General features: G+C 67.6%; 33 protein-coding genes. 13 read left to right on the top strand and 20 right to left on the bottom strand.

Annotation, left to right across the window (positions count from 1 at the left end; translation table 11 throughout):
• Positions 1 to 81 precede the first annotated feature (81 nt).
• The gene (locus ASE02_RS19810) at positions 82 to 684 is read left to right on the top strand and encodes a class I SAM-dependent methyltransferase (protein WP_056736665.1); all 603 of its coding nucleotides are present in this window, start codon (positions 82 to 84) and stop codon (positions 682 to 684) included.
• Between the two features lie 12 nt (positions 685 to 696).
• On the top strand, positions 697 to 1,176 hold the full coding sequence (gene greA, locus ASE02_RS19815; protein WP_056736666.1) for a transcription elongation factor GreA: 480 nt from the start codon (positions 697 to 699) through the stop codon (positions 1,174 to 1,176).
• On the opposite strand, the gene mtnN is transcribed toward greA, so the two are convergent.
• The 3 genes from mtnN to ASE02_RS19830 are packed head-to-tail and all read right to left on the bottom strand — an operon-like array spanning position 1,169 to position 3,234.
• On the bottom strand, positions 1,169 to 1,915 hold the full coding sequence (mtnN, locus tag ASE02_RS19820; RefSeq protein WP_056736668.1) for a 5'-methylthioadenosine/S-adenosylhomocysteine nucleosidase: 747 nt from the start codon (positions 1,913 to 1,915) through the stop codon (positions 1,169 to 1,171). The two genes, greA and mtnN, sit on opposite strands and share 8 nt — an antisense overlap.
• Positions 1,916 to 1,930: 15 nt before the next feature.
• Positions 1,931 to 2,203: an EscU/YscU/HrcU family type III secretion system export apparatus switch protein gene (locus ASE02_RS19825; RefSeq protein WP_056736669.1), complete on the bottom strand. Its 273-nt coding sequence runs from the start codon at positions 2,201 to 2,203 to the stop codon at positions 1,931 to 1,933.
• Positions 2,200 to 3,234 (bottom strand): flagellar hook-length control protein FliK, encoded by a 1,035-nt coding sequence (locus ASE02_RS19830; RefSeq protein ID WP_156406150.1) that lies wholly within the window; start codon positions 3,232 to 3,234, stop codon positions 2,200 to 2,202. Before ASE02_RS19830 ends, ASE02_RS19825 begins: the two co-directional genes overlap by 4 nt.
• 114 nt (positions 3,235 to 3,348) lie before the next feature.
• On the opposite strand from ASE02_RS19830, the gene rsmA reads away from it, so the two are divergent.
• The gene (gene rsmA / locus ASE02_RS19835; protein WP_056736674.1) at positions 3,349 to 4,170 is read left to right on the top strand and encodes a 16S rRNA (adenine(1518)-N(6)/adenine(1519)-N(6))-dimethyltransferase RsmA; all 822 of its coding nucleotides are present in this window, start codon (positions 3,349 to 3,351) and stop codon (positions 4,168 to 4,170) included.
• 66 nt (positions 4,171 to 4,236) lie between these two features.
• Here rsmA and ASE02_RS19840 read toward each other — a convergent pair whose 3' ends face one another.
• Genes ASE02_RS19840 through ASE02_RS19850 form a run of 3 tightly spaced genes read right to left on the bottom strand, consistent with a single transcriptional unit; the run spans position 4,237 to position 5,749 of the window.
• Entirely contained in the window at positions 4,237 to 4,734 is a 498-nt protein-coding gene (locus tag ASE02_RS19840; RefSeq protein WP_156406151.1) for a hypothetical protein, read from the bottom strand.
• A gap of 57 nt (positions 4,735 to 4,791) precedes the next feature.
• The gene (locus tag ASE02_RS19845) at positions 4,792 to 5,559 is read right to left on the bottom strand and encodes a sulfite exporter TauE/SafE family protein (RefSeq protein ID WP_056736678.1); all 768 of its coding nucleotides are present in this window, start codon (positions 5,557 to 5,559) and stop codon (positions 4,792 to 4,794) included.
• Between the two features lie 7 nt (positions 5,560 to 5,566).
• Positions 5,567 to 5,749 carry a DUF3606 domain-containing protein gene (locus ASE02_RS19850; RefSeq protein ID WP_056736680.1) on the bottom strand — a complete coding sequence of 61 codons (183 nt, stop codon included), beginning with the start codon at positions 5,747 to 5,749 and terminating at the stop codon, positions 5,567 to 5,569.
• Positions 5,750 to 5,846: 97 nt separating this feature from the next.
• Between ASE02_RS19850 and ASE02_RS19855 the strand changes: the two genes are divergently transcribed.
• Positions 5,847 to 6,449, top strand: a complete 603-nt coding sequence (locus ASE02_RS19855) for a TetR/AcrR family transcriptional regulator (protein WP_056736682.1) — start codon at positions 5,847 to 5,849, stop codon at positions 6,447 to 6,449.
• Here the strand turns inward: ASE02_RS19855 and ASE02_RS19860 are convergent.
• Both ASE02_RS19860 and ASE02_RS19865 read right to left on the bottom strand, forming a co-directional pair.
• Entirely contained in the window at positions 6,427 to 6,792 is a 366-nt protein-coding gene (locus ASE02_RS19860; protein ID WP_056736684.1) for a YbaN family protein, read from the bottom strand. The genes ASE02_RS19855 and ASE02_RS19860 overlap by 23 nt on opposite strands.
• Positions 6,793 to 6,834: 42 nt before the next feature.
• A complete protein-coding gene (locus ASE02_RS19865) occupies positions 6,835 to 7,275 on the bottom strand; it encodes an SRPBCC domain-containing protein (RefSeq protein ID WP_056736686.1) in 441 nt (146 codons plus the stop codon).
• A 124-nt stretch (positions 7,276 to 7,399) separates the two neighbouring features.
• Between ASE02_RS19865 and ASE02_RS19870 the strand changes: the two genes are divergently transcribed.
• Positions 7,400 to 7,618 carry a hypothetical protein gene (locus ASE02_RS19870; protein WP_056736688.1) on the top strand — a complete coding sequence of 73 codons (219 nt, stop codon included), beginning with the start codon at positions 7,400 to 7,402 and terminating at the stop codon, positions 7,616 to 7,618.
• 64 nt (positions 7,619 to 7,682) lie between these two features.
• Here the strand turns inward: ASE02_RS19870 and ASE02_RS19875 are convergent, their stop codons facing one another.
• Positions 7,683 to 8,363, bottom strand: a complete 681-nt coding sequence (locus ASE02_RS19875; RefSeq protein ID WP_082602230.1) for a cistern family PEP-CTERM protein — start codon at positions 8,361 to 8,363, stop codon at positions 7,683 to 7,685.
• Between the two features lie 548 nt (positions 8,364 to 8,911).
• Here ASE02_RS19875 and pncB point away from each other — a divergent pair.
• Positions 8,912 to 10,216 (top strand): nicotinate phosphoribosyltransferase, encoded by a 1,305-nt coding sequence (gene pncB / locus ASE02_RS19880; RefSeq protein ID WP_056736692.1) that lies wholly within the window; start codon positions 8,912 to 8,914, stop codon positions 10,214 to 10,216.
• Here pncB and ASE02_RS19885 read toward each other — a convergent pair.
• The 3 genes from ASE02_RS19885 to ASE02_RS19895 form a co-directional block, all read right to left on the bottom strand.
• Positions 10,213 to 10,965 (bottom strand): hypothetical protein, encoded by a 753-nt coding sequence (locus ASE02_RS19885; RefSeq protein WP_235536771.1) that lies wholly within the window; start codon positions 10,963 to 10,965, stop codon positions 10,213 to 10,215. The two genes, pncB and ASE02_RS19885, sit on opposite strands and share 4 nt — an antisense overlap.
• 75 nt (positions 10,966 to 11,040) lie before the next feature.
• Positions 11,041 to 11,301 carry a hypothetical protein gene (locus ASE02_RS19890; RefSeq protein ID WP_156406152.1) on the bottom strand — a complete coding sequence of 87 codons (261 nt, stop codon included), beginning with the start codon at positions 11,299 to 11,301 and terminating at the stop codon, positions 11,041 to 11,043.
• Between the two features lie 64 nt (positions 11,302 to 11,365).
• Positions 11,366 to 11,680 (bottom strand): hypothetical protein, encoded by a 315-nt coding sequence (locus tag ASE02_RS19895; protein WP_056736698.1) that lies wholly within the window; start codon positions 11,678 to 11,680, stop codon positions 11,366 to 11,368.
• 134 nt (positions 11,681 to 11,814) lie between these two features.
• Between ASE02_RS19895 and ASE02_RS19900 the strand changes: the two genes are divergently transcribed.
• A complete protein-coding gene (locus ASE02_RS19900; RefSeq protein ID WP_056737396.1) occupies positions 11,815 to 12,438 on the top strand; it encodes a DUF6655 family protein in 624 nt (207 codons plus the stop codon).
• Positions 12,439 to 12,551: 113 nt separating this feature from the next.
• Positions 12,552 to 13,211: a lysoplasmalogenase family protein gene (locus ASE02_RS19905; protein WP_056736701.1), complete on the top strand. Its 660-nt coding sequence runs from the start codon at positions 12,552 to 12,554 to the stop codon at positions 13,209 to 13,211.
• Here the strand turns inward: ASE02_RS19905 and ASE02_RS19910 are convergent.
• The 3 genes from ASE02_RS19910 to ASE02_RS19920 form a co-directional block, all read right to left on the bottom strand.
• A complete protein-coding gene (locus ASE02_RS19910) occupies positions 13,208 to 13,777 on the bottom strand; it encodes a GNAT family N-acetyltransferase (RefSeq protein ID WP_082602231.1) in 570 nt (189 codons plus the stop codon). The genes ASE02_RS19905 and ASE02_RS19910 overlap by 4 nt on opposite strands.
• Positions 13,778 to 13,927: 150 nt before the next feature.
• Positions 13,928 to 14,251, bottom strand: coding sequence for a YnfA family protein (locus ASE02_RS19915; protein ID WP_056736705.1), 324 nt, complete (start codon positions 14,249 to 14,251; stop codon positions 13,928 to 13,930).
• A complete protein-coding gene (locus ASE02_RS19920) occupies positions 14,248 to 14,727 on the bottom strand; it encodes a GNAT family N-acetyltransferase (protein WP_056736707.1) in 480 nt (159 codons plus the stop codon). The genes ASE02_RS19915 and ASE02_RS19920 overlap by 4 nt, the downstream gene beginning before the upstream one ends.
• Before the next feature lie 299 nt (positions 14,728 to 15,026).
• Between ASE02_RS19920 and ASE02_RS19925 the strand changes: the two genes are divergently transcribed.
• The 5 genes from ASE02_RS19925 to ASE02_RS19945 all read left to right on the top strand — a co-directional run bounded on the left by ASE02_RS19925 (position 15,027) and on the right by ASE02_RS19945 (position 18,273).
• A complete protein-coding gene (locus ASE02_RS19925; RefSeq protein WP_056736709.1) occupies positions 15,027 to 15,401 on the top strand; it encodes a hypothetical protein in 375 nt (124 codons plus the stop codon).
• A gap of 136 nt (positions 15,402 to 15,537) precedes the next feature.
• Positions 15,538 to 15,918: a hypothetical protein gene (locus ASE02_RS19930; protein WP_056736711.1), complete on the top strand. Its 381-nt coding sequence runs from the start codon at positions 15,538 to 15,540 to the stop codon at positions 15,916 to 15,918.
• Entirely contained in the window at positions 15,918 to 16,115 is a 198-nt protein-coding gene (locus ASE02_RS19935) for a helix-turn-helix transcriptional regulator (RefSeq protein WP_056736713.1), read from the top strand. Before ASE02_RS19930 ends, ASE02_RS19935 begins: the two co-directional genes overlap by 1 nt.
• 99 nt (positions 16,116 to 16,214) lie before the next feature.
• Entirely contained in the window at positions 16,215 to 17,111 is an 897-nt protein-coding gene (locus ASE02_RS19940; RefSeq protein ID WP_056736714.1) for a helix-turn-helix transcriptional regulator, read from the top strand.
• Between the two features lie 124 nt (positions 17,112 to 17,235).
• Positions 17,236 to 18,273 carry a PEPxxWA-CTERM sorting domain-containing protein gene (locus ASE02_RS19945; protein WP_056736716.1) on the top strand — a complete coding sequence of 346 codons (1,038 nt, stop codon included), beginning with the start codon at positions 17,236 to 17,238 and terminating at the stop codon, positions 18,271 to 18,273.
• A 71-nt stretch (positions 18,274 to 18,344) separates the two neighbouring features.
• Here ASE02_RS19945 and gmk read toward each other — a convergent pair whose 3' ends face one another.
• The 5 genes from gmk to ASE02_RS19970 all read right to left on the bottom strand — a co-directional run bounded on the left by gmk (position 18,345) and on the right by ASE02_RS19970 (position 22,647).
• Positions 18,345 to 18,995, bottom strand: a complete 651-nt coding sequence (gmk, locus tag ASE02_RS19950; RefSeq protein WP_056736718.1) for a guanylate kinase — start codon at positions 18,993 to 18,995, stop codon at positions 18,345 to 18,347.
• 6 nt (positions 18,996 to 19,001) lie between these two features.
• Positions 19,002 to 19,883: a YicC/YloC family endoribonuclease gene (locus ASE02_RS19955; protein ID WP_056736719.1), complete on the bottom strand. Its 882-nt coding sequence runs from the start codon at positions 19,881 to 19,883 to the stop codon at positions 19,002 to 19,004.
• Between the two features lie 70 nt (positions 19,884 to 19,953).
• Complete coding sequence (gene mltG, locus ASE02_RS19960) at positions 19,954 to 20,982, bottom strand: endolytic transglycosylase MltG (RefSeq protein ID WP_156406153.1); 1,029 nt, start codon at positions 20,980 to 20,982, stop codon at positions 19,954 to 19,956.
• A gap of 56 nt (positions 20,983 to 21,038) precedes the next feature.
• Positions 21,039 to 22,322 (bottom strand): beta-ketoacyl-ACP synthase II, encoded by a 1,284-nt coding sequence (gene fabF / locus ASE02_RS19965; RefSeq protein WP_056736723.1) that lies wholly within the window; start codon positions 22,320 to 22,322, stop codon positions 21,039 to 21,041.
• Between the two features lie 85 nt (positions 22,323 to 22,407).
• Positions 22,408 to 22,647 carry an acyl carrier protein gene (locus ASE02_RS19970; protein ID WP_056019455.1) on the bottom strand — a complete coding sequence of 80 codons (240 nt, stop codon included), beginning with the start codon at positions 22,645 to 22,647 and terminating at the stop codon, positions 22,408 to 22,410.
• Positions 22,648 to 22,750 lie beyond the last annotated feature (103 nt).

Here is a 22,750-nt window from a genome sequence, read left to right on the forward strand (position 1 = left end):
CGCTTGCCGCGCGGCGGTCCATGGGCGAGATAGGCGGCCTGCGCCACAGGAACCGCCGCCCTGCCCCAGTCCCCTGACGAGTTGTCCCAGGACCTGACGATCGACTTCGTCGGCGGCGCCGTGGGCCATCGCTTCCGGTTCGGCGGCGGGCGCGGACAGGACCTGCCGCGCGCCGCGGGCTTCGCCGGCGGAGTGACGCCGAGCGTGGTCGACGCCACAGCTGGCCTGGGCCGTGACGCCTTCCTGCTCGCCTCGCTCGGCGCGCAGGTGACGTTGATCGAACGCTCGCCCCAGGTTTACGCTCGCCTCCGCGCCGGCCTGGACGCCGCGGCCTCCAGCGACGACCCAGCCATTGTCGAGGCGGTCGCGCGCATGACCCTGCTGCACGGCGACGCCCGCGAGCTCCTGAAGGACCTCTCGCCCGATGTGGTCATCGTCGATCCGATGCACCCAGAGCGGACCTCCACCGCCCTGGTGAAGAAGGACATGCGCATCCTGCGCGAACTGGTTGGAACCGATCCTGACCAGTTGGAGCTGATGCAGGCCGCGCTGGCCTGCGCCCGCAAACGGGTGGTGCTGAAATGGCCGCGCAAAGGCCCGCCCATGCCCGGCCTGCGCAAGCCTTCACATCAGATTGTGGGGAAGACCCTGCGCTACGACGTATTCATGACACTCTCGACCTGAGAAGATAGGTCCATGAGCGTCGCCTTCACCAAGGAACAGGACAGCGAGTCGGCCGCCGCCGATCTGCCCGATCGTCCGATCTCTCCGCATCCGAACTTGGTCACGGCCCATGGCCTCGCCCAGATCGAGGAAGAACTCGCCAAGGCGCGCGCGGCCTATAGCGCCGCCCAGGCCAGCGGCGACGCCGGCGTCGACCGCACGGCCATGGCGCGGGCCACCCGCGACCTGCGCTACTACGCGGCTCGCCGCGCCAGCGCCCAGCTCATCGAGCCGGACCTGGCCCTCGACACCGTCCAGTTCGGCCGGACCGTCACCTTCGAGCGCGAGGATGGCCGCCGCCAGGCCTTCGCCATCGTCGGCGAGGACGAGGCCGATCCCGCCAAGGGCTCGGTCTCCTACAACTCGCCCCTAGCCCGCGCCCTGATGGGCAAGACGGTCGGCGATGTCGCCACTGTCGCAGGCGCAGAGGTCGAGCTGGTGGAAGTCAGGTAGCGATCCGCCGAGCCTCGCCCAGGATTTCCAGCAGCGCCGCGACGCATAGCGCCGAGTTTCGCGCCGCCATTCCGACCATCTGGTCATAGGTCAGGTGGCTGTCCTCGCCGGCCAGGTCCGACAGCGTTCGGATCACATAGAGCTCCGCCCCCCAGGCCTGCGCCACCTGCGCCACCGCGCCGGATTCCATGTCGATAGCGTCGGCCCCGAACGCGGCGTGCAACTCATCGCGGGTCTCGGCGCAGTTGAGGAAATAGTCCGCGGTGATGATTCCCCCGAGGTGCGGCGGCGCGTCCAGTCTCCCCGCCACCCGTTCGCCCAACCGCGCCAGCACTTCGCGTACAGGCGCCGAGACCGCCGTCAGCTCGGTCAGTCGCGGCGCGCCGATGGGAATGACGCCGTAGGCCGTCGGCGTGAAGCTCCGGCCCGAAATCACACCGTAGTCGTGGATCGCCAGCCGCTCGCCGAGCAGGACCGAACCGACCGGAAACTTCGGGTTCAAACCGCCGGCCACGCCCGCGAAAACCAGCGCCCGCGCGCCGAAGGTCGCCAGCAGCACGGTCGCCGCCGCCGCGGCGTTGACCTTGCCGATCCCGGCCAGGGCGACAACAATCGGTTCGCCGTCATGGGTTCCCGTCCAGACCGTGGTCGGCCCATGGATCTGCGGTTCAGGATCGGTGTGGAGCGCGGTCTTCAGCGCCGCCAATTCCTCCGGCGTCGCGCATAGGATGGCGTACATGTCTGGCGCTCCGCTCTAACCGGGCCGCTTGTCCTCCGCCGCCCGCAGGACGAAGGCCAGAATTTCGGCCACCGCCACATAGAGCCGTTCGGGGATCTCCGTCTCCAGTTCGATGGTCGACAGCGCCTCGGCTAGGACGGCGTTCTTCTCGATCGGCACGCCGTGAACCTGCGCCGTCTCGATAATCTTCTGGCCGATCAGCCCGCGCCCGCTGGCCACCACGCGCGGAGCATTGGGCGCGTCATAGGTCAGGGCGACGGCGACAGGTCGCTTGCCCGGCGTGCTCATGAGGCCTGATCCACCAGCTGACCCGCGTGCGGCTCGGCGGTCGGCGGCGCGCCCGAGTGCACCGCGATCTCGGCGCGGAAGTTCGCCCGCCCCAGGGCCGCGCCCAGCATTTCCTGATCATCGCGCAGCCGGGCCAGCGCCGTCTCGCGCTCGGCCCATAGATTGACGGCCGCTTGGTCGCCGACCAGCGAGATCCGCGCGTGGATCGGCCCCAGCGGTTCGATATCGAGCGAGAAGGCGACCCTCCAGGCCGCCGCCTGGGCGCCCGCGCCGCGAGCGTCGCGGCTGATCTCGAACTGCGCCACACTGGCCCCCTGCGGGGTCGTGAAGGGCATTTCGAACATCCAACGCGTGATCTGCGCCTCCGCCGCCTCCTCAGATGGCCCCGGAAGCGAGGCGATCTGCAACAGCTCCTGGCGGGCCATCGCGGCCTTGGTTTCGGCCATCAGCCGTTGGCCGACGGCGCTGGGCGTGGCGTCGGCCGGAAGACTCGGCGTGGCGCTGGGCTGGGCCCGTGTCGATCCGGCCCGATAAGGCGGCGGCGGGGTCTTGGCCAGATTGCGCCCCGCCGGAGCCCGTGGGGCGCCGGCGAGCCAGGCCGACAACGCCTGCTGCAGAACCAACAGCCCCGCCTTCATATCGTGCCCGACCGGCGAGGTTTGGGGCGCGGCGGCGAGATGGGCTTCGAGGAAAAGGCCTGATCGCGTGAAGGCCTTGGCGATGTCGCCGGCCGTCACGCCGGCGCTCGCCGGACTGGCCTGGGCCAAGACCTGGGCCGCGGCGGAGCGGACCGGCGTCGGCAGGGCCTGGTTGCCCGCCGCCTGGACAAGGTTGGCCATCAGGGGCGCGAGCCCACCCTGGCGGGCGGCCGCGCCCTGGGCGGTCTCGGCCAACACCTGGGCCGCGATCTGCCCGGCGCCGATCTCCACGGACGGGGTCGAGGCCCGGACCACGGGGATGACGGGACGCACCGGCGTCACCGGGATCGTCACCTGCGGCGTCAAAGGTCCCTGGATGGGAGCTATCGTCACGATCGCCTCATCCTGCGAAAGAGGTCCTGATTCTATCCCTTGGCGGTGAAGCGAGCCTTAAGCTGTTCCGTGGTCTCTATGGCGGAGGCTCCGAGCCTGCTATTCGCAAGCGCGATGACCCTCGACCAGCTCCCGCCCCTGCGCGACACCCTCGCCGAGCACGGCCTTCTGGCCAAGAAGAGCTTTGGCCAGCACTTCCTCCTCGATCTCAACATCACCCGCAAGATCGCGCGTCTGGCGCAGGTCGGACCAGGCGACCACGTGATCGAGGTCGGGCCCGGCCCCGGCGGCCTGACCCGCGCCCTGCTGGAGACCGGCGCCCGGGTCACAGCCGTCGAAGCCGATCCGCGCTTCGCCCCCCTGCTGGAGGAGCTGTCGGCTGCGTCCGGCGGCGCCCTGACCCTGCGGCTGGAAGACGCCCTGACCACTGACGAGGCCGCCGTGGCCGCCGGCCAACCGGCCCATATGGTCTCCAACCTGCCCTACAATGTCGGCACGCCGCTGTTGATCAAGTGGCTGACCGGGCCATTCACCCCGGCCTCCATGACCTTGATGTTCCAGAAGGAAGTGGCAGATCGCGTGGCGGCAGAACCTGGCTCCGACGCCTACGGCCGGCTGTCGGTGATCGCCCAGGCCACCAGCCACGCTCAGGTGGTGATGGATGTCCCGGCCCGCGCCTTCACCCCGCCGCCGAAGGTGACCTCGGCCGTGGTACGCCTGACGCCGCTGGCCGAGCGTCCGGACCCCGCTCGCCTCGACGCGCTGCAGACGATCACCGCGGCCGCCTTTGGCCAGCGTCGCAAGATGCTGCGCTCCAGCCTCAAGGTTCTCGGCGGCGAGGCGCTCTGCGAGGCGGCCGGCGTCCCACCGGAAGCCCGCGCCGAGACCATCGACATCGAAGGCTTCCTGGCCCTGGCCGACGCCTGGCGGCGCTGAGCCCACGAAAAAGGGCCCGCGGCGAGCGCGGGCCCTTCTCGTCAGAACTGAAGTTCGATCAGGCGTCTACCAGACCGTTCCGTAGCCTGGGCCGTAACCAGGAGGCCCGTAGCCCACCGGCGGACCGCCGTAGCGATAACCGTAGGGGCCACCGTAATAGCTGCGGCCGTTCTTTTCCTGGCCAAAGCTGAGAGCCAGGGTTCCGTTTTTGCCCAGCGGCATGACGCTGGTGACATAGGCGCTGCGATAGCCGCCCGTCCCGATCGACACGCCGACCTCGCCATGCACCTGGCTGTCGCGGCGCAGGTCCAGCAGTTGACCATCCTCGTCTTCGGCGGCCCTCGGGCTCTCGGCGAACCAGCGCTGGATCTGGACGGAGGTGTCTTCCGGCGTGGCGGCCGCAACCGGCGGCGGCTGTGTCGCCGTGGCGTCGACGGCGGCGAGATCGGGCAGCGGCGCGCCGGTGGCGCCGGCCGTCGTCATGGCTTCCTGGGCCTGAGCGCCGCCTGCGGCCATGGCCAGGGCGATGATCCCCGCCGCCATCGTCTTCGATGATGTCCGCATGTTCGACGCTCCACTGCAGCTCAAGCTTAGCACCACGATATGGGCGCTCTTGAGGCCTTATCCAAGCAGCGACGCCGCCCCGTCCCAGGCCAGCTTGCCGCCGACCACGATCAGCAGAGCGTAGACGATCTTGTAGAAGCCCGCGGCCGGCACGCGCCGCACCAGCCAAACGCCCGCCCAGGTCGAGGCGATGGCCAGCGGCAACAGCACAGCCGCCGTCGACAGGCTCTCGCGTGTGAACTGCCCCAAACCCCAATAGGCCGGGACCTTCATCCAGTTGACCACGGCGAAGAAGATCGCGCCGGTGCCGATGAACACGTCACGCGGCAGCTTCTTGGGCATCACATAGATCTGGAACGGCGGGCCGCCGGCGTGCGCGATCTGACTGGTGAAGCCCGCCGCCACGCCGGCCAGCACGCCCCGCCACGGCACGCCCTCGGCCCGCGCCTCGGCGACCGGCGCTGTCGCTCGTTCGACCCACAGCCGCTGAATGGCGAAGACGACGGAGATCGCGCCCACGGCCAGCTCCACCGCACCGGGCTTTACGAACGCCGCCAGCGAAAACCCCAGCCCGATGCCGAGCGCGGCGCTGGGCAGCAGCACCATCAGGACACGCCGGTCCCAGGTCTTGCGGAAGCTCCAGACGCTGACCACGTCCTGCACGATCAGGATCGGCAGGGTGATCGAGGCGGCCAGCACCGGCGAGACGCTGAGCGCCATCAACGGCACGGCGATCACCCCAATGCCGGAGAACCCGCCCTTGGCCAGGCCAAGCAGGATCACCGCCGGAATAGCTACGGCGTAGAAGAATGGATCGGTCAGCAGGGGTCGATCACTTCCGCTTGCCGAGTTCGGCGGCGATGTCCTTGACGTTGTGACCGACCTTGCGGTGCGCGGCCACGACCTGGTCGGCGGTCACGCCCCAACGCTTGGCCCAGAACGCCACCTCGTGGCGCTCGCGGACATCCAGTCGCGGATTGTCGCGAAAGTCTCGCTTGCCCTTTGGTTCGGCCATGATCGCCTCCGCCTTCGATGCGGTCGGAATATCAAGTCCGACAGGGAACGCCTACGCCGATTCAGCCTCAACGGGGCGCCTGCGTTAGCCTCTGCGGATGGCCACCGATCTTCACCATCAACCCAGCCCTGACCGGGCCTGGACCGGACAGACGCCCTCGCCCGCCCGTCGCGGCCCCAAGCCGCGCCTCACTACAAAGGCGCTGGCCGCCGCAGCCGTCGCCCTGGCCGATGAAGAAGGCCTCGCCGCCGTCGCCATGCGGCCGGTCGCCGCGCGGCTGGGAGTGGGGGCGATGACGCTTTACACCTACGTCCCCAACAAGGCCGAACTGATCGAGTTGATGTTCGATCATGTCTATGGCGAGCCGCTGCCCGACTTTTCGCCGACCTCCCCGCCGCGCGATCGCCTCGCCGCCCTGGCCCGGGCCGACCGCGAAATCCAACTGCGTCATCCGTGGCTGCTCGAGATTTCCGACGCCGTCTACGGTCCGAACCGAACCACCCGGCACGAGCAAGGCTTGAGGGTGATGGACGGTCTTGAACTGTCGGACCTGGAGAAGAGCCAGGCGCTCGACCTGCTGGACGCCTATGTCGCGGGCGTCGTCCGCGCCGCGAGCTCCGATCCCAATCAGGGGTTCGAATTTGGTCTCGCCCGGATCCTGGACGGCATAGACGCGCTTATTGCGGCGCGCTCGGCCTAGAGACGACGAAGGCCGCGCAAGCGCCCAGGCCGGCGGCCACCGCCAGAGCGAGCCAAGGCCTGGGATGGGCGCCGACAAAGAACACCACGAATCCTCCCGCCATCCCGGCGCAGGCCATGATCTTGGCCTTGCGAGGAATGGCGCCGTTATCGCGCCAGCCTCGGACCAACGGCCCGAAGGTCTTGTGATCGAGGATCCAGGCCTCAAGCCTCGGCGAGGACCTGGCGAAGCAGGCGGCCGCCACGATCAGAAACACCGTGGTCGGCATCAACGGCAGGAACGCCCCAACCACGCCTAACGCGGTGAACCCCAAGCCCAGAAACAGATAGATCGCCCGCGTCATACGATTGCGAGTCTCTATCAGAAACGCGCCCAGCGATAGGGGTCAGATGAGGGCGGCGACCCGCGCGGCCAGGGCGACGTTCACCGCCTCATACGCCGGGACAAAATCGCGCGCGATTTTGTCCCTACTCCAGGTCCGCGCCAGCAGGCCTCCTAGGATCTCAGTATGCAGTACATGCGTCTCTCGGCCCCGGGGCGTCAGCAAGAAGCCATGCCGGCCGGCGAACAGGAGCGGCACGTGCCCCGCCCAGGCCAGTTCCCGCCCCGGCTCGGCGGCGACGATCCGCACCGTCTGCCGCACCACGGCGTCGCCACCGAGCGCCAGATTGCGGAACACCATCGGCACCCGCGCGCCCAACCGCGCCTCGCCACGGGCTTGCAGGTTCAACGGGTTCCAATCGGGATAGCGCGAGAAATCGGCCAGCACCGCCCAGATCTCATCGGGCGATGCGGGAATCACAACCTCTGTACGGATCTGGTGCATGCCCCCTTATAGCGCCAGCGACCCCGCCACTCACGCGAGCTTGAAGCCCCGCCATCTGGCGCCTGGCGTAAGCCGCCACACATCTTACTCAGCTAGCCGTCACACGTGATCTGGACGGATCGTCATGGCGAACTATCAGATCTACTTGCTGGAAGGCCGCCGGCTCCGCTTGGGCGAGGCCATGGAGTGCGAAAGCGACGCCGAGGCGATCGATCGCTTCATCGCCGCCCGCTTCCGACCCTGCTCGGCGGAACTGTGGGAGCGGGGCCGCCGCGTCGCCGAACTCGCGCCGGACGGGTCCTTGGCCATGGGCGACCTGCCAGCCCGCCCACGCAGCGCCTGAAACGAAAACGCCGCAGACCCTTGCGGATCGGCGGCGTCCTCGTCCGTGCTCGGCGGGTCGTCGATCAGATGACGGCGAGTTTCTCGCGCCGCGCTCTGCGGATCATCGCTCCGGCCGCTCCAAAGCCGATGATCATCATCGCCCAGGTCGCAGGCTCAGGGACAACGGTGGTGGGCACGCCAGCGCCGGAGCCACCGTTGAGGCCGAGCGCCTCGGAGTTGATCGACTGATAGCGAACGAACAGGTTCTCAAGCGAAAGGCTCGTCTGATCCGCCGCAAAGACCAGGGAGAAGGTGCCTGTCAGCGCCGGACCGCCCAGGAGCGCTCCAACGCCGGCGCCACCGCCGCAATTCACAGCGGAGTAGCAGGCCTCGCGGAAGCCCAGTTGGGCGACATTGCCGCTGCTCCAGGTGTCATAGGTCCCTGTCGAGGTCGACGACAGGATATCGGGCGTCACGTCGAAGCCGAAGATCGAGATGCGCGAGGCGTCTATTGGCGCACTCGAGGTGTTGAGCACGGAATATCCGAACACCCAGGTGTCACCGCCGCCGCCGATCGACTGCAACGTGTATGTCACCTGACCGGTCAGGCCGGCGGTCACAACGCCACCAACAATACCATTGAAATCAACTTGGTTCGCCACACCGATCTGGGCGTCGGTCCACGACAATACGGTCGCAGCGCTAGCCGGAGCGGCAGAGAGAGCCGTCGCCGCCACGATGGCGGAGATGAGATATTTCTGCATAGCCCGTAACCCCAAAGGGCCGAGTCAGTCCGCGTCACCGTAGAGAGGCTCGGCGATTGCATCCACGTACCCGAGCGATTGGAGGGTCCGTTAACCACACATCAATCACCCGCGACAATTCATCGCAAGTGGATTCGTGTAGCACCGTTTGTTTTTGCATTTCAGAAGGTTGAATATTCGAAGCATTCATCCAAAGGTTTAAAGATTGCGACTAGAACGTGAAAAGGTTTCAAACCTCTACCAATCCGGTTGGGACCGAACGATCACTTAAGGTTTTATCTAAAGTTCCTTCTATATGGCAGAGCTTCGACGATGCCGATCCTGAGAATCTACAGCAGTGCTTGCCTTCTCGTTGCGATCAAAGCACGCCGTCGCCCGTCATCATCGATCAGATCAGTGCATGGACATCGAAACCCTGTTGGGGACCGTCGGGCTCCATTCCGCCGCGGTAGAGCCATCGCCTACGCCCCAATCGCCGTCGTCAGGTTGAGCGACGGCCAAGCTCGGGGACGGCTGCAAATCTCGGCCGCCCATGCTGTAGTCGCGCTATGGCCCTGACCGACATCGCGACGCGCACCTACAATCATGGCTGGCGGCTGGACCCGATCGTCCGCAGCCTGCTCGACACCGATTTCTACAAGCTGCTGATGCTGCAGCAGATCTGGTCGCTGCACCCGGACGTCCAGGCGACGTTCTCATTGATCAACCGTAGGCGCCGCATCCGCTTGGCCGACATCGTCGACGAGGCCGAGCTGCGCGCGCATCTCGATCACGCCCGAACGCTCTCCTTCACCAACAAGGAATTGATCTGGCTGGCCGGCAACACGTTCTACGGCAAGACCCAGATGTTCAAGCCGGCCTTCATCGCCTGGTTGCGCGACTTCCGGCTCCCTGAGTACGAACTCGCCAAGAACGACGGCCAGTACGAGCTGCATTTCAACGGCCCCTGGACCCACACCACCATGTGGGAGATCCCCGCCCTGGCCATCGTCAACGAACTGCGCACCCGTGCGGCGCTGAAGGGCCAAGGCCGCTTCGCGCTCGACGTCCTCTACGCCCGCGCCAAGGCCAAGCTGTGGGGCAAGGTCGAGCGCCTGCGGAAGCTGGAGAACCTCGCTCTCTCGGACTTCGGCACCCGGCGGCGTCACTCCTTCCTCTGGCAGGCCTGGTGCGTGGAGGCCCTGAAGGAGGGCCTGGGCGACGCCCTGCTCGGCACGTCGAACGTGTTGCTGGCGATGAACAACGACCTCGAGGCGATCGGCACCAACGCCCACGAGCTGCCCATGGTCGCCGCGGCGCTGGCCGACAGCGAGGACGAGATACGCCAAGTCCCCTATCGGGTGCTCGATGAATGGCGGCGGACCTATGGCGGTAATCTACTGGTCGTCCTGCCCGACGCCTATGGCACCTCGGCCTTCCTGAAGGGCGCGCCGGACTGGGTCGCCGACTGGACCGGTTTTCGCCCGGACTCCGCTCCACCGATCGAGGGCGGCGAGGAGATCATCGCCTGGTGGAAGAGCAAGGGCGTTGATCCGCGCTCCAGGTTGCTGGTCTTCTCGGACGGCATGGACATCGACAGCATCGAGCAGGCGCATCGCCATTTCTCCGGCCGCGTCCGCACCAGTTTCGGTTGGGGCACCAACCTGACCAACGACTTCAAGGGCTGCATGCTCGACGGCGGCGACGAACTCGATCCGATCTCGCTGGTCTGCAAGGTCACCAGCGCCAACGGCCGGCCGGCCGTGAAGCTGTCGGACAATCCCGAGAAGGCCACCGGCGCCCCTGACGAGATCGCCCGCTACCTGCGGATCTTCGGCGACGCCGGCCGGGTCCGAACCGCCGTCAGCGTCTAGCCCTCGTTTCTGGCGGCTACCGGGTGCTGGCCTGCGCGTTGCGGAAGAACCGTGATCAGGATGACGATGGCCACCGCCAGCACGGCCGAGGCGATGGGCCGGCTGAACGCCAATCCTCCGTGATCGAGCGGCTTGTCCAGGAAGTCGCCCACCGTCGCGCCAAGCGGCCGGGTCAGGATGAACGCGGCCCAGAACAGCAGCACGCGGTTGGTCTTCGTCCAGAAATACAGCCCGGCCACCGCCGCCAGCAGCGCGCCGAAGACCACGGCCGCGCCGACATAACCCAGCCCGTTGGTATCGGCGGTCCAGTCGCCCAGCGCCGTCCCGAGCGTCTGGGAGAACGTGATGGTGATCCAGTAGAACGCCTCGGCCTTGGGCGTGCTGACGGTGTCGACCGAGACCGAGCCCAGCGTCCGGCGCCATACGGCGAGCGAGGCGATGACGCAGCCGAACAGCAGCGCCGACCCGCCAGCGTAGCCGATCCCGAGGGACCGCGTGGCGAAGTCCGCCATCGTCGTCCCCGCCGTCGTTGAGGCGATGATCGTCGCCCAATAGAGCAACGGCTGGAAACGGGCGGCCGCGATCTGCCACCAGACCAGCCCCACCAGGATCGCCAGGAATATCCCGGTGCCGACCAGGTAGCCCAAATTCATCGTCATGCTGACGGTGTCGCCGCCGGTTTCGCCGAGCGTCGTCGCCAAAATCTTGATCAGCCAGAAGCCCAGCGTAACGGCGGGCACCTTGCTCACGAGGTCTCGCTGCTGCTGAGCCGTCATTCAGGTCACCTGTCGCCGCCGCTGCGACCGAGGCGCCAGTTGATCCCCTTATCGCGACCGTGTCACGCGCAGCGGGAACTGGTGCGTTTCACCGGCCAGCGTCAGCTCGGTCGCATCCTTGGGCAAAGGGCCCAACCCCAGGTCGGTCATGTGTTTCTCGCCCGGATGAACCGTCTGCGCCACGAAACCCAGGTTCTGCGTCGCTTCGAATAGCGCTGCGGCCTCGGCCTCCACCCGCTCGGGGCCTTCCATGACCCGGCGGTTCGGCGCTCTGGGCTGGTCGCGCGCCGCCGCGCCGGCGCCGGCCATGCCAGCCGCGATCCTCGCCCATTTCGCGCGGTCGCGAACCCGCGCCTCGACCGCCGCCCTCACCTCATCGCGAGGTGTGAACGGGCACAGCTTCGCCAGTCTGCGTGGTCACCCGAACGCTGGACGGCGTCAGGTTGAACGCCGTCTGGCCATGGTTCTCCACCGCGATCGCCAGCGAGGGCACACCCTTCTCGTCGATGGTCGCCCGCCGCACCAGCAGGGCTGCGTCGCTGCGCGCCTGGCCGGACCGTGCGCCCGCCATGCCGTCCCGGAACTCCACTATCGAGCCCAGCGTCTCCACCAGCTCGATCCGGATCGGCGCGGCGAGCGCCGTCCTGGCCCAGGCCAAACCCACGACAACAGCCAAGATCAACCGCATGCGACTCCCCCCGGTTTGCGCGGAGAAGGTGTAGCATCGCCGGTTCACACGCAGTTGCCGATTGCGCCTCTCGCCCCATTGCTGCCGCGAATCCAAAGCCTCTGGCCGGCTTGCGCAACAGCCCGGGGGATATCGTGAAGTTAGTTGGGTATTGCGCGCTCGCCTGCAGCGGTCTCGTCCTGGCCGCCTGCGCCAGCGCCAACGAGACCACGCCCGCGCGCACCGCCACCGAGCAGCTGCTGGTCGCCCATGCGGCCGAACGGGCGGCCGGCCAGTTCTCGCTCGCCCTACCCGCCGATGCCAAGGTCTTCCTCGACACCTCCAACTTCCGCGGCGAAGGCGCCGAGTACGCCGCCAGCGCCATTCGCGAGGCCCTGGTCGCCCGAGGCAATCCGCTTAGCTCTACGAAAGCCGAGTCCGACATCGTCGTGGAAATCCGGCTGGGCGCCCTCTCGATCGACAAGATGCAGCGGGTGGTCGGCATTCCGCGGCTGACCCTGCCGATCTCGTCCAATCTGACCAACGCCACGATCCCGGAACTCTCGGCCTATTCCAGGCGCGACCGCACCGGCGTCGCCGAGTTCTCCGCCTTCGCCTACGACACCGCCAGCGGCCGGCCCATCGCGCTCGGCGCGCGGATGGCCGGCACGGCGAAGATCCGCAGCCACACCCTGTTCATGGTCTTCTCCTGGGGCCAGCAGGAGGTCCGTCCCGGCGACGCCGCGGTCGCCTCCGACAACTGGTGGAAGGTCTGGTAGCAAAGGGGCTTGCCGCCCTCCCCCGCCGCCGGCTCTATTGCAGGTCGAGCGCGTAACGCATCGCTGCGAGGCCTTAGATCCGCAGCCGGCGCGCTCCACAGGGGAGAAACGACATGGATCGGCGAAATCTGGCGCCGTTGCTGGTGCTGGCCGGCGCCCTGATAGCCGGCGTCAGCTATGTGGCCTCTTGGGACATGGCCATTCCCGACACCGCCTCCATGCTGTGGAAGGGCGCCGGGGTGAGCTTGCTGGCGCTCTACGCCGGAATGTTGGCGCGCAATCTCGACGGTTGGCTGATCTGCGCGGTGATGGCCTTCGGCGCGCTGGGCGACATGCTGCTGGAAGCCGCGGGCCTGACCGTCGGCGCGGTCGCCTTCCTGATCGGCCATCTGATCGCCATCTGGCTCTACCTGCGCAACCGCCGGCCGGTGCTGACCCGCAGCCAACTGCTGCTGGCGATCTGCCTGGTCCCGGCGACCGGGGTGCTGACCTTCCTGCTGCCCACCGACCGCGGCCTGGCCCTGGCGGCCACGCTCTATTCGATGAGCCTCGCCATCATGGCGGCGATGGCCTGGACCAGCCGCTTCCCCCGCGCCCTGGTCGGCGCAGGGGCGTTGATGTTCGTCGTCTCCGACCTGTTGATCTTCGCCCGCGCCGGCCCGCTGGTCGACGCCGCCTGGATCGGCCTGGCCATCTGGGGCCTCTATTTCGCAGGCCAGACCTTGATCTGCCTCGGCGTCACCCGGACCCTGGCCAGGAACCCGCTCGGCTAGCCGCCGACCTTGGTCTCGCGTTGCTCACGCCAGTCCCTGCGGGTTCGAGCATAGAGGAAGCTGTCGCCAGGATCGGCCTCGCCAAGGCCGGAACTGCGCAACAGTCCCTCGCGGACGAAGCCGCAGCGCTCAGCCAGCTTCCACGACGGCGTGTTCCACACCTCGATCATCAGCTGCAGCCGATGCACCGCAGGCCGCTCCGCGAACAACAGGTCCGCGAACATCGACACCGCCCTGGGGGCGTATCCCCGCCCTCGGTCGGCCGGGTCGTGGATGATGTAGCCCAGCTCACATCCGTGAATGCAGGGGCCGGAGCGATAGAACTGCGTCGTGCCCAGCAGGCGCCCGGTCGCGACCTCGACCATGGCCAGCGCGCCGGCGTCGTCTCTCCAGAAGCCATCGGCTTCGAACCTATCCGCCAGCCGAACGCGATCGGTCAGCGGCTCGGTGATTGAAACCGTGAAACCGAACCGGGCGATCTGGCCAAGGTCGTTTGTGTGAATACGCCGAATGGCGACTGCGTCGTCCTGGGCCAGGTACTGCACGGTGGATGATGGATTATTCATGGGCGGGATCTCGAAGGCATGGGATCGGGAGGCCCGGCGCGACCATCGTCGCGGGGCGCGGAGGGGAACACGAAGGCGCGTGTCCCGGATGCCGATCTCAGGCCATGAGCCAGCTAGGGATGACCTGCCCCGGCTGTCAATCTTGGCGCCTCAGGCGCTTCGGGGCGCGAACAGGATCACGCCGGCTCCGACGAGGCAGATCAGCGCGCCCAACAGGTCCCAGCGATCGGGCGTCCGCTGCTCCACAAGCCACAGCCAACCGATCGAGGCGACGATGTAGACCCCGCCATAGGCGGCGTAGGCCCGGCCAGCCGCGTCGCTGTCGACCTTGGTTAGCAGGAAGGCGAACAGCGCCAGGGACGCCATCCCAGGGGCGAGCCACAGCACTGAGCGATCCAGCCTCAGCCACGCCCAGAACGCGAAGCAACCCGCGATCTCCGCGACCGCGGCCAGGGCGTAATAGAGTACGCTCATTCAGGCGATCCGGTCGGAAGCAGCCGGTCGAAGACCGCGGTCTGCGCCACCGTGAAGCCAAGCTTTTCGTAGAGGCGATGCGCCTCGGCCCGCGACGGGTTCGACGTCAACCGCACCTGACGCGCGCCATAGCGCTCGGCCGCCTGCAGGACGGCGGACATCAGCCGCAGGCCCAATCCCTGCCCGCGATGCGCCTCGTCGACGATCACGCTCTCGACCAACAGGTTCACGCCCTGGGGTAGGAACATCGGAACCAGGCAGGCCGTGCCGACGATGCGCCCGCCGGCCTCCGGCCCGGATCGCGCGACGAACAGTTCGTTGGCGCTAACAACCCGGCGCAGCTGGGCCGCCGTCAGGCTCCGTGGGCTCTGCGCCAGTTGCGTCATGAGCGCCGCGACGTCGGCCGTGACAGCCTCGTCCACGTCGGCCTCGGTCAGTCTGACCACGACCAGGCCCGCGCCGATCTCCGCCCCCATCGATCCCTCCCACGTGCCGGTCCACGACCATCCTCTCCCTGTTCGGCGGGATCGGCCAGGGCCGGCCCGTCCTCCACCCGCGCAGGTCGCAACATGGCGTGTCTCCCCTAGACGATCACGTCCTCCAGCCATTGCACAGCTGGCGCCCGGCCCCGTTTGGAACCCAAAAATCCCTTACGGACCAAGGCTTCCCATGCTCAAGCCAAGATATCGCCCCATCACGGTCCCTTGATGAACAGAAAGCGCCCAGACCCTGAGGTTGCGTCGGGGGAGGCCTCATACAAGTAACGGGAGACCTCATGCGCTCACTTCTCACCTTCGGGGCCGCGGCCCTGGCTCTAGCGATCACCTCCGCTCCGGCCCTGGCCCAGAGCTCCGCCCAGCCTGCGCCGCCTGCCGATGAGGCGTCGCCGGCCGCCAGCAGCCCCTCGGGCTCGGACGCCAGCGCGACGGCGGCGAGCCTCGCCGTCGGGGCCACCGTCAAGGACAAGACCGGCACGTCGATCGGCGAAGTCACCGCCGTGAAGCCTGATCCCAACGGCAAGCAGGTGGCCACCATCAAGATGGGCGCCGACACCTTCGCGGTGGAGACCGACAAGCTCGCGGTCGCCGACGGCTCGGCCACGATCAACGCGACCCAGGCCGAACTCAAGGCCATGCTCGGCAAGAAATAGGGCACGTCCAAAACCAAGGCCGAACGCCCCGTCCCCCATCATGGGCGGGGCGTTTTGCTGTCGCGGCGCAAAATGTCAGGTTGACCTTACATCTCAGATCATGTCAGGTTTGCCTTACATTTCAGGAAGGCGCGCCATGGACCGTCCCCACCGCAACTATATGATCCGCACGCTCGCCTTCATGGGCGGCTATCTGGCCGTGAACATTGCGGCGATCACCGGCGCGTTCGACGATCTGAAAGGCGCCGGCGCCTGGGCGCTGGGCTTGGTGGTCGCGGCCCCGGTGGCCGGCCAGATCTGGGCGACCCTGGCCCTGATGCGCGAGAGCGACGAGTACGTTCGCGGCCTGACCGCCAAACGCTTCATCATCGCCTCGGGCCTGGCCATGGCGGTGTTCAGCGCCTGGGGTTACCTGGAGAGCTACGCCCAGGCCCCGCACGTCCCAGGCTGGTTCGTCTACGTGCTGTTCTGGGCGTTCTTCGGCGTCATCGCGCCGTTCGTGCGGACCTCCCGCTGATGCGCAACAGTTTGCGGGCCCTGCGCAGCGCCGCCGGCTGGACGCAGGAGGAGTTGGGCCGCCGCCTCGGTGTTTCACGCCAGGCGGTCAACGCGCTGGAAACCGAGAAGCACGACCCGTCCCTAGATCTGGCCTACCGCATCGCCGCGGTCTTCGGCCTGGCCGTCGAGCAGATCTTCGAGAACCCGCACGGCTGAGTCAGAGCTATGCTGTACGGCCAAACCGTGCACCATGCACGCTGAGCGGGCGCCTGACCGGCGGCCCCGTTCACCCAGACCATGCTTAGAGCGAGACCGATGCAGGAACCCTTTTCCGCCAAACTCGGCCTTGCCCTGAAGGCGTTGTCCATGAGCCGTGGGCGGCTCGCCGCCGACCTGGGGGTCGACAAGTCGGTGGTCGGCCGCTGGGTGACCGGCGCGGTCAGCCCCTCGGCCCACAACCTCACCTTGATCACCGCCCTGGTGGCCAAGCGCGTTCCCGGGTTCAGCAGCCTGGACTGGGACCGCAGCCTTGCGGGGCTGGCCGAGCTTCTGGGCGCCGATCCGGACGGCCTGCCCGGCCTGTCGCGACCGCCGGCCGGACTGCCTATCGCCATCCTCGACCAGATCCACGCCATGACCGCCCTGCGCGGCGCGGCCTATGAGGGGATCTTCCGGACCACCCGCCCCTACATCATGCAGCCGGGCCGCTTCCTGCACGACCACAGCATGATGCGCCTGGATCCAACCGGCCTGCTTCGGCTGACCATGGGCACCGGCGGGACGGTCGTCGACGGCTGGGCGCTGTGCCTGCAAAACCAGATCTTCTGCATCTGCGCGGACGTCACCAGCGGCTCGATGTTGTTCGGAATCTTCAACGGCGTGGCCACCTCCCGCGCCGATGTGATGGACGGCCTATCCCTGGGTTCGGCCCTGGACGGCGGCCGCACGCCCACCGCCACGGCGATGCTGATCGAGCGTGTCTACGACCTGAGCGACGATCCCGCTGAGGACGACCGCCGCTTCGCCGCCCTGGTGGCCCAAGACCCCGTCGCCCCGGAGGGCTCGATCTCCGAGGAGCTCAGCACCCATCTGGCCCGCGACATCGGCCCGACCCCGCTCGCGACCGGCGGCGATTGGCTGCTGCGCATGCCCCTGTCGCGATCCCTGGCCCGCGGCCCGGCCTATGGCGCCAATGCCGTGCGTTCGCGCTGACCCCGTCCCCAGGTGCGCGTTCCTGCATCTTTGCGCGCGTCGCTGCACCTCCACAGCCTTAACGAGCCGTTAGGTTCCGCGCACAACCGGTGGCGCCTCCGCCTTCCGGATCACGGAGGCCGACATGCGACGCGCATCTCGTCTATTCATCAGCGCGGCGCTGCTCCTCGGCGCCGCCGTCGCCACCCCCAGCCAGGCCGGCACGATCTACGCCACGGCCTTCGACGACATCGACTTCTTCTTCCAGGTCAATCCGGAGGCCAATGGCGACGGCGCCTACACCTCGAACTTCGGCCACCTGAAGATCGGCAAGAACGGGCTCGCCAACGACCTGCCCCTCACCGCCATGGCCGGCATGAACGGCCAGCTCGTGGGCAGCCAAGTCCACCAGGGCGGCGAGTTCGACTACTATTTCCACGTGGACCCGCAGGCCAACGGTATCGGCGGCTACTCTTCTTATGCCGGCGACGTCCGCTCGCAGAACGAAGCCGGCCCTCAGTTCGACCTCCCGATCGAAACCATGGCCCCCCTGGCTGGCGAGCTGTTCGGGAGCAGCTGGAACGACGGCTTCAACTATTTCTACAAGGTGATCGAGCAGTCGGACGGCACCGGGGCCTATGGCGACTATTTCGGGGGTCTGACCCTCGGCGAAGGCGGCGAGTTCTTTGGCTTCGCGCTCGACAGCATGGCCAGCTTCAACGGCCAACTCTACGGCACGGCCTTCGACGGCGTGAATGACCTGTTCTTCCGGATCAACCGCGACGCCGACGGTACGGGCGCCTGGATCGACGGCCTCGGCGCCATCGACTCCGGGAGCAGCATCCATCCCGGCCGGCTAAGCGCCATGGTCGGGACCGATGACGGCCTCTACGGCGTGTCCTGGGACGAGACCACTGGCTCCAACTACTTCTTCGGCATCACCCCGGGCCTCCAGGGCTACGGCGGCGACCTGCACGGGCTCGGCGGCCTGCACATCACCCAGGGCGGCCCCGCCGGCTTGCTCCCCTATAGGATCAACACCCTGGCTTACCTGCCCACCCCCGGCGGTCCGATCGGCGCGGTGCCGGAACCGGCCACCTGGGCGATGATGATCATGGGCTTCGGCGCTGTCGGCGTCATGACTAGGCGCGCTCGGCGAAAAGGCGGCCTGGCCCTAACCTAGGCGACAGACCCCGCCGACTGGACGAGAGAGGTACGAGCCTCGGCTTTTGCCTCTCTCGTTCCGGCGACTGCCTACTCGGCCAGCAGGCCGTCCACGAACTCCGGGAGCCACGGATTGCGGCCCGGCTTCATCCGCTCCGAGCGGTAGATGTGACCGAGGTCGGCATAGGCCCGGTCGAAATTCTTGTTCACGATGACGTAGTCGTAGAGCCGCCAGTGCTCGACCTCGTCCTTGCCCTTCACCAGGCGCTTCTGGATGACCGCTTCGCTGTCCTGGGCGCGGGCGTGCAGGCGGCGCGACAGGTCCTCCCACGAGGGCGGCAGGATGAAGACCCGGACGCTGTCGTCAGGCGCGGCGTCGGCGATCTGCTTGGCGCCCTGCCAATCGATATCGAACAGCACGTCCTTGCCCTGCTCCAGGGCCGCCATCACCGGCGCCTTGGGCGTGCCATAGCGGTTGTCGTGCACGTCGGCCCATTCCAGGAACTCGCCGGCCGCGATCATCGCGTCGAACTCCGGACGGTCGACGAAAAAGTACTCCCGCCCCTCCTCCTCGCCCGGACGCGGTCCGCGCGTGGTGCACGAGATCGACAGCATCAGGTCGCCGTGATCGGCCACCAGGCGGCGCGACAGTGAGGTCTTCCCCGCCCCAGAGGGGCTGGAGACCAGCAGCAGCATGCCGCGACGGGTGGTTTCCCAGGGTTTGGCGTGTTCGTCGGTCATCGGGCGCTATTCCACATTCTGCACCTGTTCGCGGAACTGCTCGATGGTGGCCTTCATGTCCAGGCCCACCGTAGTCAGCGCGCCGAGCGCCGACTTCGAGCACAGGGTGTTGGCTTCGCGCATGAACTCCTGGGTCAGGAAGTCCAGTCGCCGGCCTTGCGGGCCTTCACCCACGATATGTCCACGTGCGGCTTCCACATGGGCGCGCAGGCGGTCCAGCTCCTCGCGGACGTCGGCCTTCACCGCCATGGCGGCGGCCTCGGTGACGATCTTGTCGGCGGGCGCGGCCTCACCGATCAACTCGGCCATCCGGCGCTCGAACCGTTCCTTGATCGCGGCGGGCTGCCCCTCGGCGAGGGCGTGGGCTTGGCCCACCAGCAGTTCGATCCTGTCGACCAGCGCGACCAGCACGGCGGTCAGGGCCAAGCCCTCCTCACGCCGGGACGCAGCCAAGGCCTCCAACGCCGCACCCACCGACAGCGCCATGGCCGCCTCGAGAGCGGCCTGCGCCTCGGGATCGTCCTCGGTGTCGGCGACTTCCAGCACCCCGCGCAGGGCCAGCAGACCGTCCAGGCTGGGCGGCGCGGCGCGGCCAGCCGCGATCAACGGCGCGCCCATCTCCAGATAGCGGTCGAGCTGTTCCTGATTGATCCGCACCTGGGCGCCGGCCTCGGCCTTCTTGGCCTGGACGCCCACAGTGACCTGTCCACGTGCGAACCGGCTCTGCGCGCCTTCGCGGGCGGCCCGATCAAGCTGGTCGAAGCCAGGAGGCCCTCGGAACCGGATCTCCAGATTGCGGCCGTTCACCGAGCGCGCCTCGACCGCCCAGCTCCAGTCGCCCGCCGAGCCCTCGGCTCGGCCAAAACCCGTCATTCCTGAAAGCGGCATCAGAGTTCTCCGCCCGCATCATGGGCACAATACCGATCATCCGGGCGAAGAGCGCAGACGCAGGCGGCGCTCACCGCCCCGCCTTCAGATCGCCGGCCTTGTCCTGCAGGGCCTTGGCCTCGCGCTCGCGCTCGACCGCCCGCCACTTGGCGACGTTCTTCAGATGCTCATCATAGGTCGGGGCGAAGACGTGCCCGCCGGTGCCGTCAGCCACGAAGAACAGCGCGTCGCTCTTGGGCGGATCCAGAACCGCCGCCAGCGCCGCGCGGCCCGGATTGGCGATCGGCGTCGGGGGCAGTCGGTCGATCTGGTAGGTGTTGTAGGGGTTTGGCGCCGCCAGCTCCGAAGCCCGCAGGCCCCGGCCGAGCGGCTTTCCGCCGGTCAGGCCGTAGATGATCGTCGGATCGCTCTCCAGCCGCATGCCGGCGCGCAGACGATTGACGAAGACCGCGGCCACCTGGGGACGCTCGCTGGCGATGCCCGTTTCCTTCTCCACGACCGAGGCCAAGGTCACGGCCTCCTGCGGCGTGGTGATCGGCAGGCCGGGCTGGCGCTGGGTCCAGAGCAACAGCAGCAGCTCGTCGCGGGCGTCCATCATCCGCTTCAGAACAGCCGCGCGATCCTCGCCACGTTCGTACTGATAGGTCTCGGGCAGGATCGAACCTTCCGGCGGCGCGGCGACCGCGCCGGTGAGGTCGGGCCTGGCCATCAGCAGCTCGACCGCGGCCTCCGACGTCATGCCTTCAGGGATCGTGACCTGGTGGACCACGATCTTTCCCTCGCGGATATCGCGCAGGATGCTGGCCATCGAGGCCCGGCTCTTGAATTCGTACTCGCCGGCCTTCAGCGACTTGGCCGCGCCGGTGATCTGGGCGGCGGCGGCGAACATCGCCTTCGAGCGGATCGCGCCGTCACGTTCCAGGGTCGAGGCGATCTCGGTCAGGCCTGCGCCCTTGCGCAGCATGACCACGCGGGCCGCGCCGCCGTCAGTGGCCGGCCCCGGCCCCTGGTAGGACCACAGGCCCCAGGCCAGCACCAGCGCCAGAACCACGGCCAGGGTGGCCGCGGCGCTGCCCAGGATGATGATCAGACGGCGCATGGGCGAGAGCCCGGCGGCCCGACGGCCCTTCCCCTTGGATTTGCGCGGCCGGCGGCTCACGAGACCTTCTTGAACACGACCGAGGCGTTGGTGCCCCCGAAGCCGAAGCTGTTGGACAGCGCGATGTCGATCTTCATCGGCTTGGCCTTATGCGGAACCAGGTCGATCTCGGTGGTCACCGAAGGATCGTCGAGATTGATGGTCGGCGGCGCGATCTGGTCGCGGATCGCAAGCACCGCGAACGCCGATTCGATCGCCCCGGCCGCGCCCAGCAGGTGGCCGGTGGCCGACTTGGTCGAGGACATGGTCATGCCCTTCACAGCCTCGCCCAGCAGGCGGGTGACGGCGCCCAGTTCGATCTCGTCGCCCAGCGGCGTCGAGGTGCCGTGAGCATTAATGTAGTCGATCTGCGACGGCTCGATGCCGGCGTCCTTGATCGCAGCCTTCATAGCGCGGAAGCCGCCGTCGCCGTCATCGGCGGGCGCAGTGATGTGATAGGCGTCGCCCGCCAGGCCATAGCCCGCGACCTCGGCGTAGATCTTGGCGCCGCGAGCCTTGGCGTGTTCGTACTCTTCCAGCACCAGGACGCCGGCGCCCTCGCCCATGACGAAGCCGTCACGGCCCTTGTCGTAGGGTCGGCTGGCCTTCTGCGGGGTGTCGTTGAAGCCAGTGGACATGGCGCGGCAGGCGATGAAGCCCGCGACGCCCACCGGGCAGATCGCCGCTTCCGCGCCGCCGGCGACCATCACGTCGGCGTCGCCGTACTTGATCATCCGCGCGGCGTCGCCGATGGCGTGGGCGCCGGTGGCGCAGGCCGTGACCACGGAGTGGTTCGGGCCCTTGAAGCCATGGCGGATGGAGACCTGTCCCGAAGCCAGATTGATCAGGGCCGAGGGAATGAAGAAAGGGCTGACCCGGCGCGGGCCCTTTTCGTAGAGCTCGATCGAGGTGCGCTCGATGGTCCCGAGACCGCCGATGCCCGAGCCGATGATGACCCCGGTGCGTTCCTTGTCCTCGTCGCTCGCCGGGACCCAGCCCGAATCCTTCACGGCTTCGTCAGCGGCGGCGATGGCGTAGAGGATGAAATCGTCGACGCGGCGCTGGTCCTTGGGGGCCAGGGTGTCGTCGGGATTGAAAGATCCCGGAATGTCGGCCCCGCCGCCGCCACGGCCGTCCACACGGGGCACTTCGCAGGCGACTTGGCAGGCGTAGTCCGTGGGGTCGAAGGTGGTGATCCGTCCTGCACCCGACTTGCCGGCTAGAATGGCTTGCCAGCTGAGCTCGGCGCCTTGGCCGAGCGGGGTGAGCAGACCGATGCCGGTGACGACGACACGACGCATGCGGGGGGGTCTCCAAAACGCAGACCGCCGCGGGCTCCGAAGAGCTTCGCGGCGGTCAAATAGTCAGTGAATTCCGTGGGTTGCCTTAGGCGCCCAGGCGCTCACCGATAAACTTCACCGCGTCGCCAACGGTTTGGATGTGTTCCGCGGCGTCGTCGGGGATTTCGATATCGAATTCTTCTTCGAAGGCCATAACCAGTTCGACGTTGTCGAGGCTGTCAGCGCCCAGGTCGTCGATGAAGCTCGCCTTCTCGGTGACCTTCTCAGGATCGGCGTCGAGATGTTCGATGACGATCTTACGCACGCGCTCGAGGATGTCGGACATTCGCTTAAGTCCCTTGTGTTTGTCTAAATCCATCTGCGACGGTCGACGGGATGTCAACCGTTGCAAACATACAGGTTGAGACCTTCGCCTCGCCGGTTCGGGC

It is taken from the genome of Phenylobacterium sp. Root700 (assembly GCF_001429025.1).
In the GTDB taxonomy this organism is placed as follows: Bacteria; Pseudomonadota; Alphaproteobacteria; order Caulobacterales; family Caulobacteraceae; genus Phenylobacterium.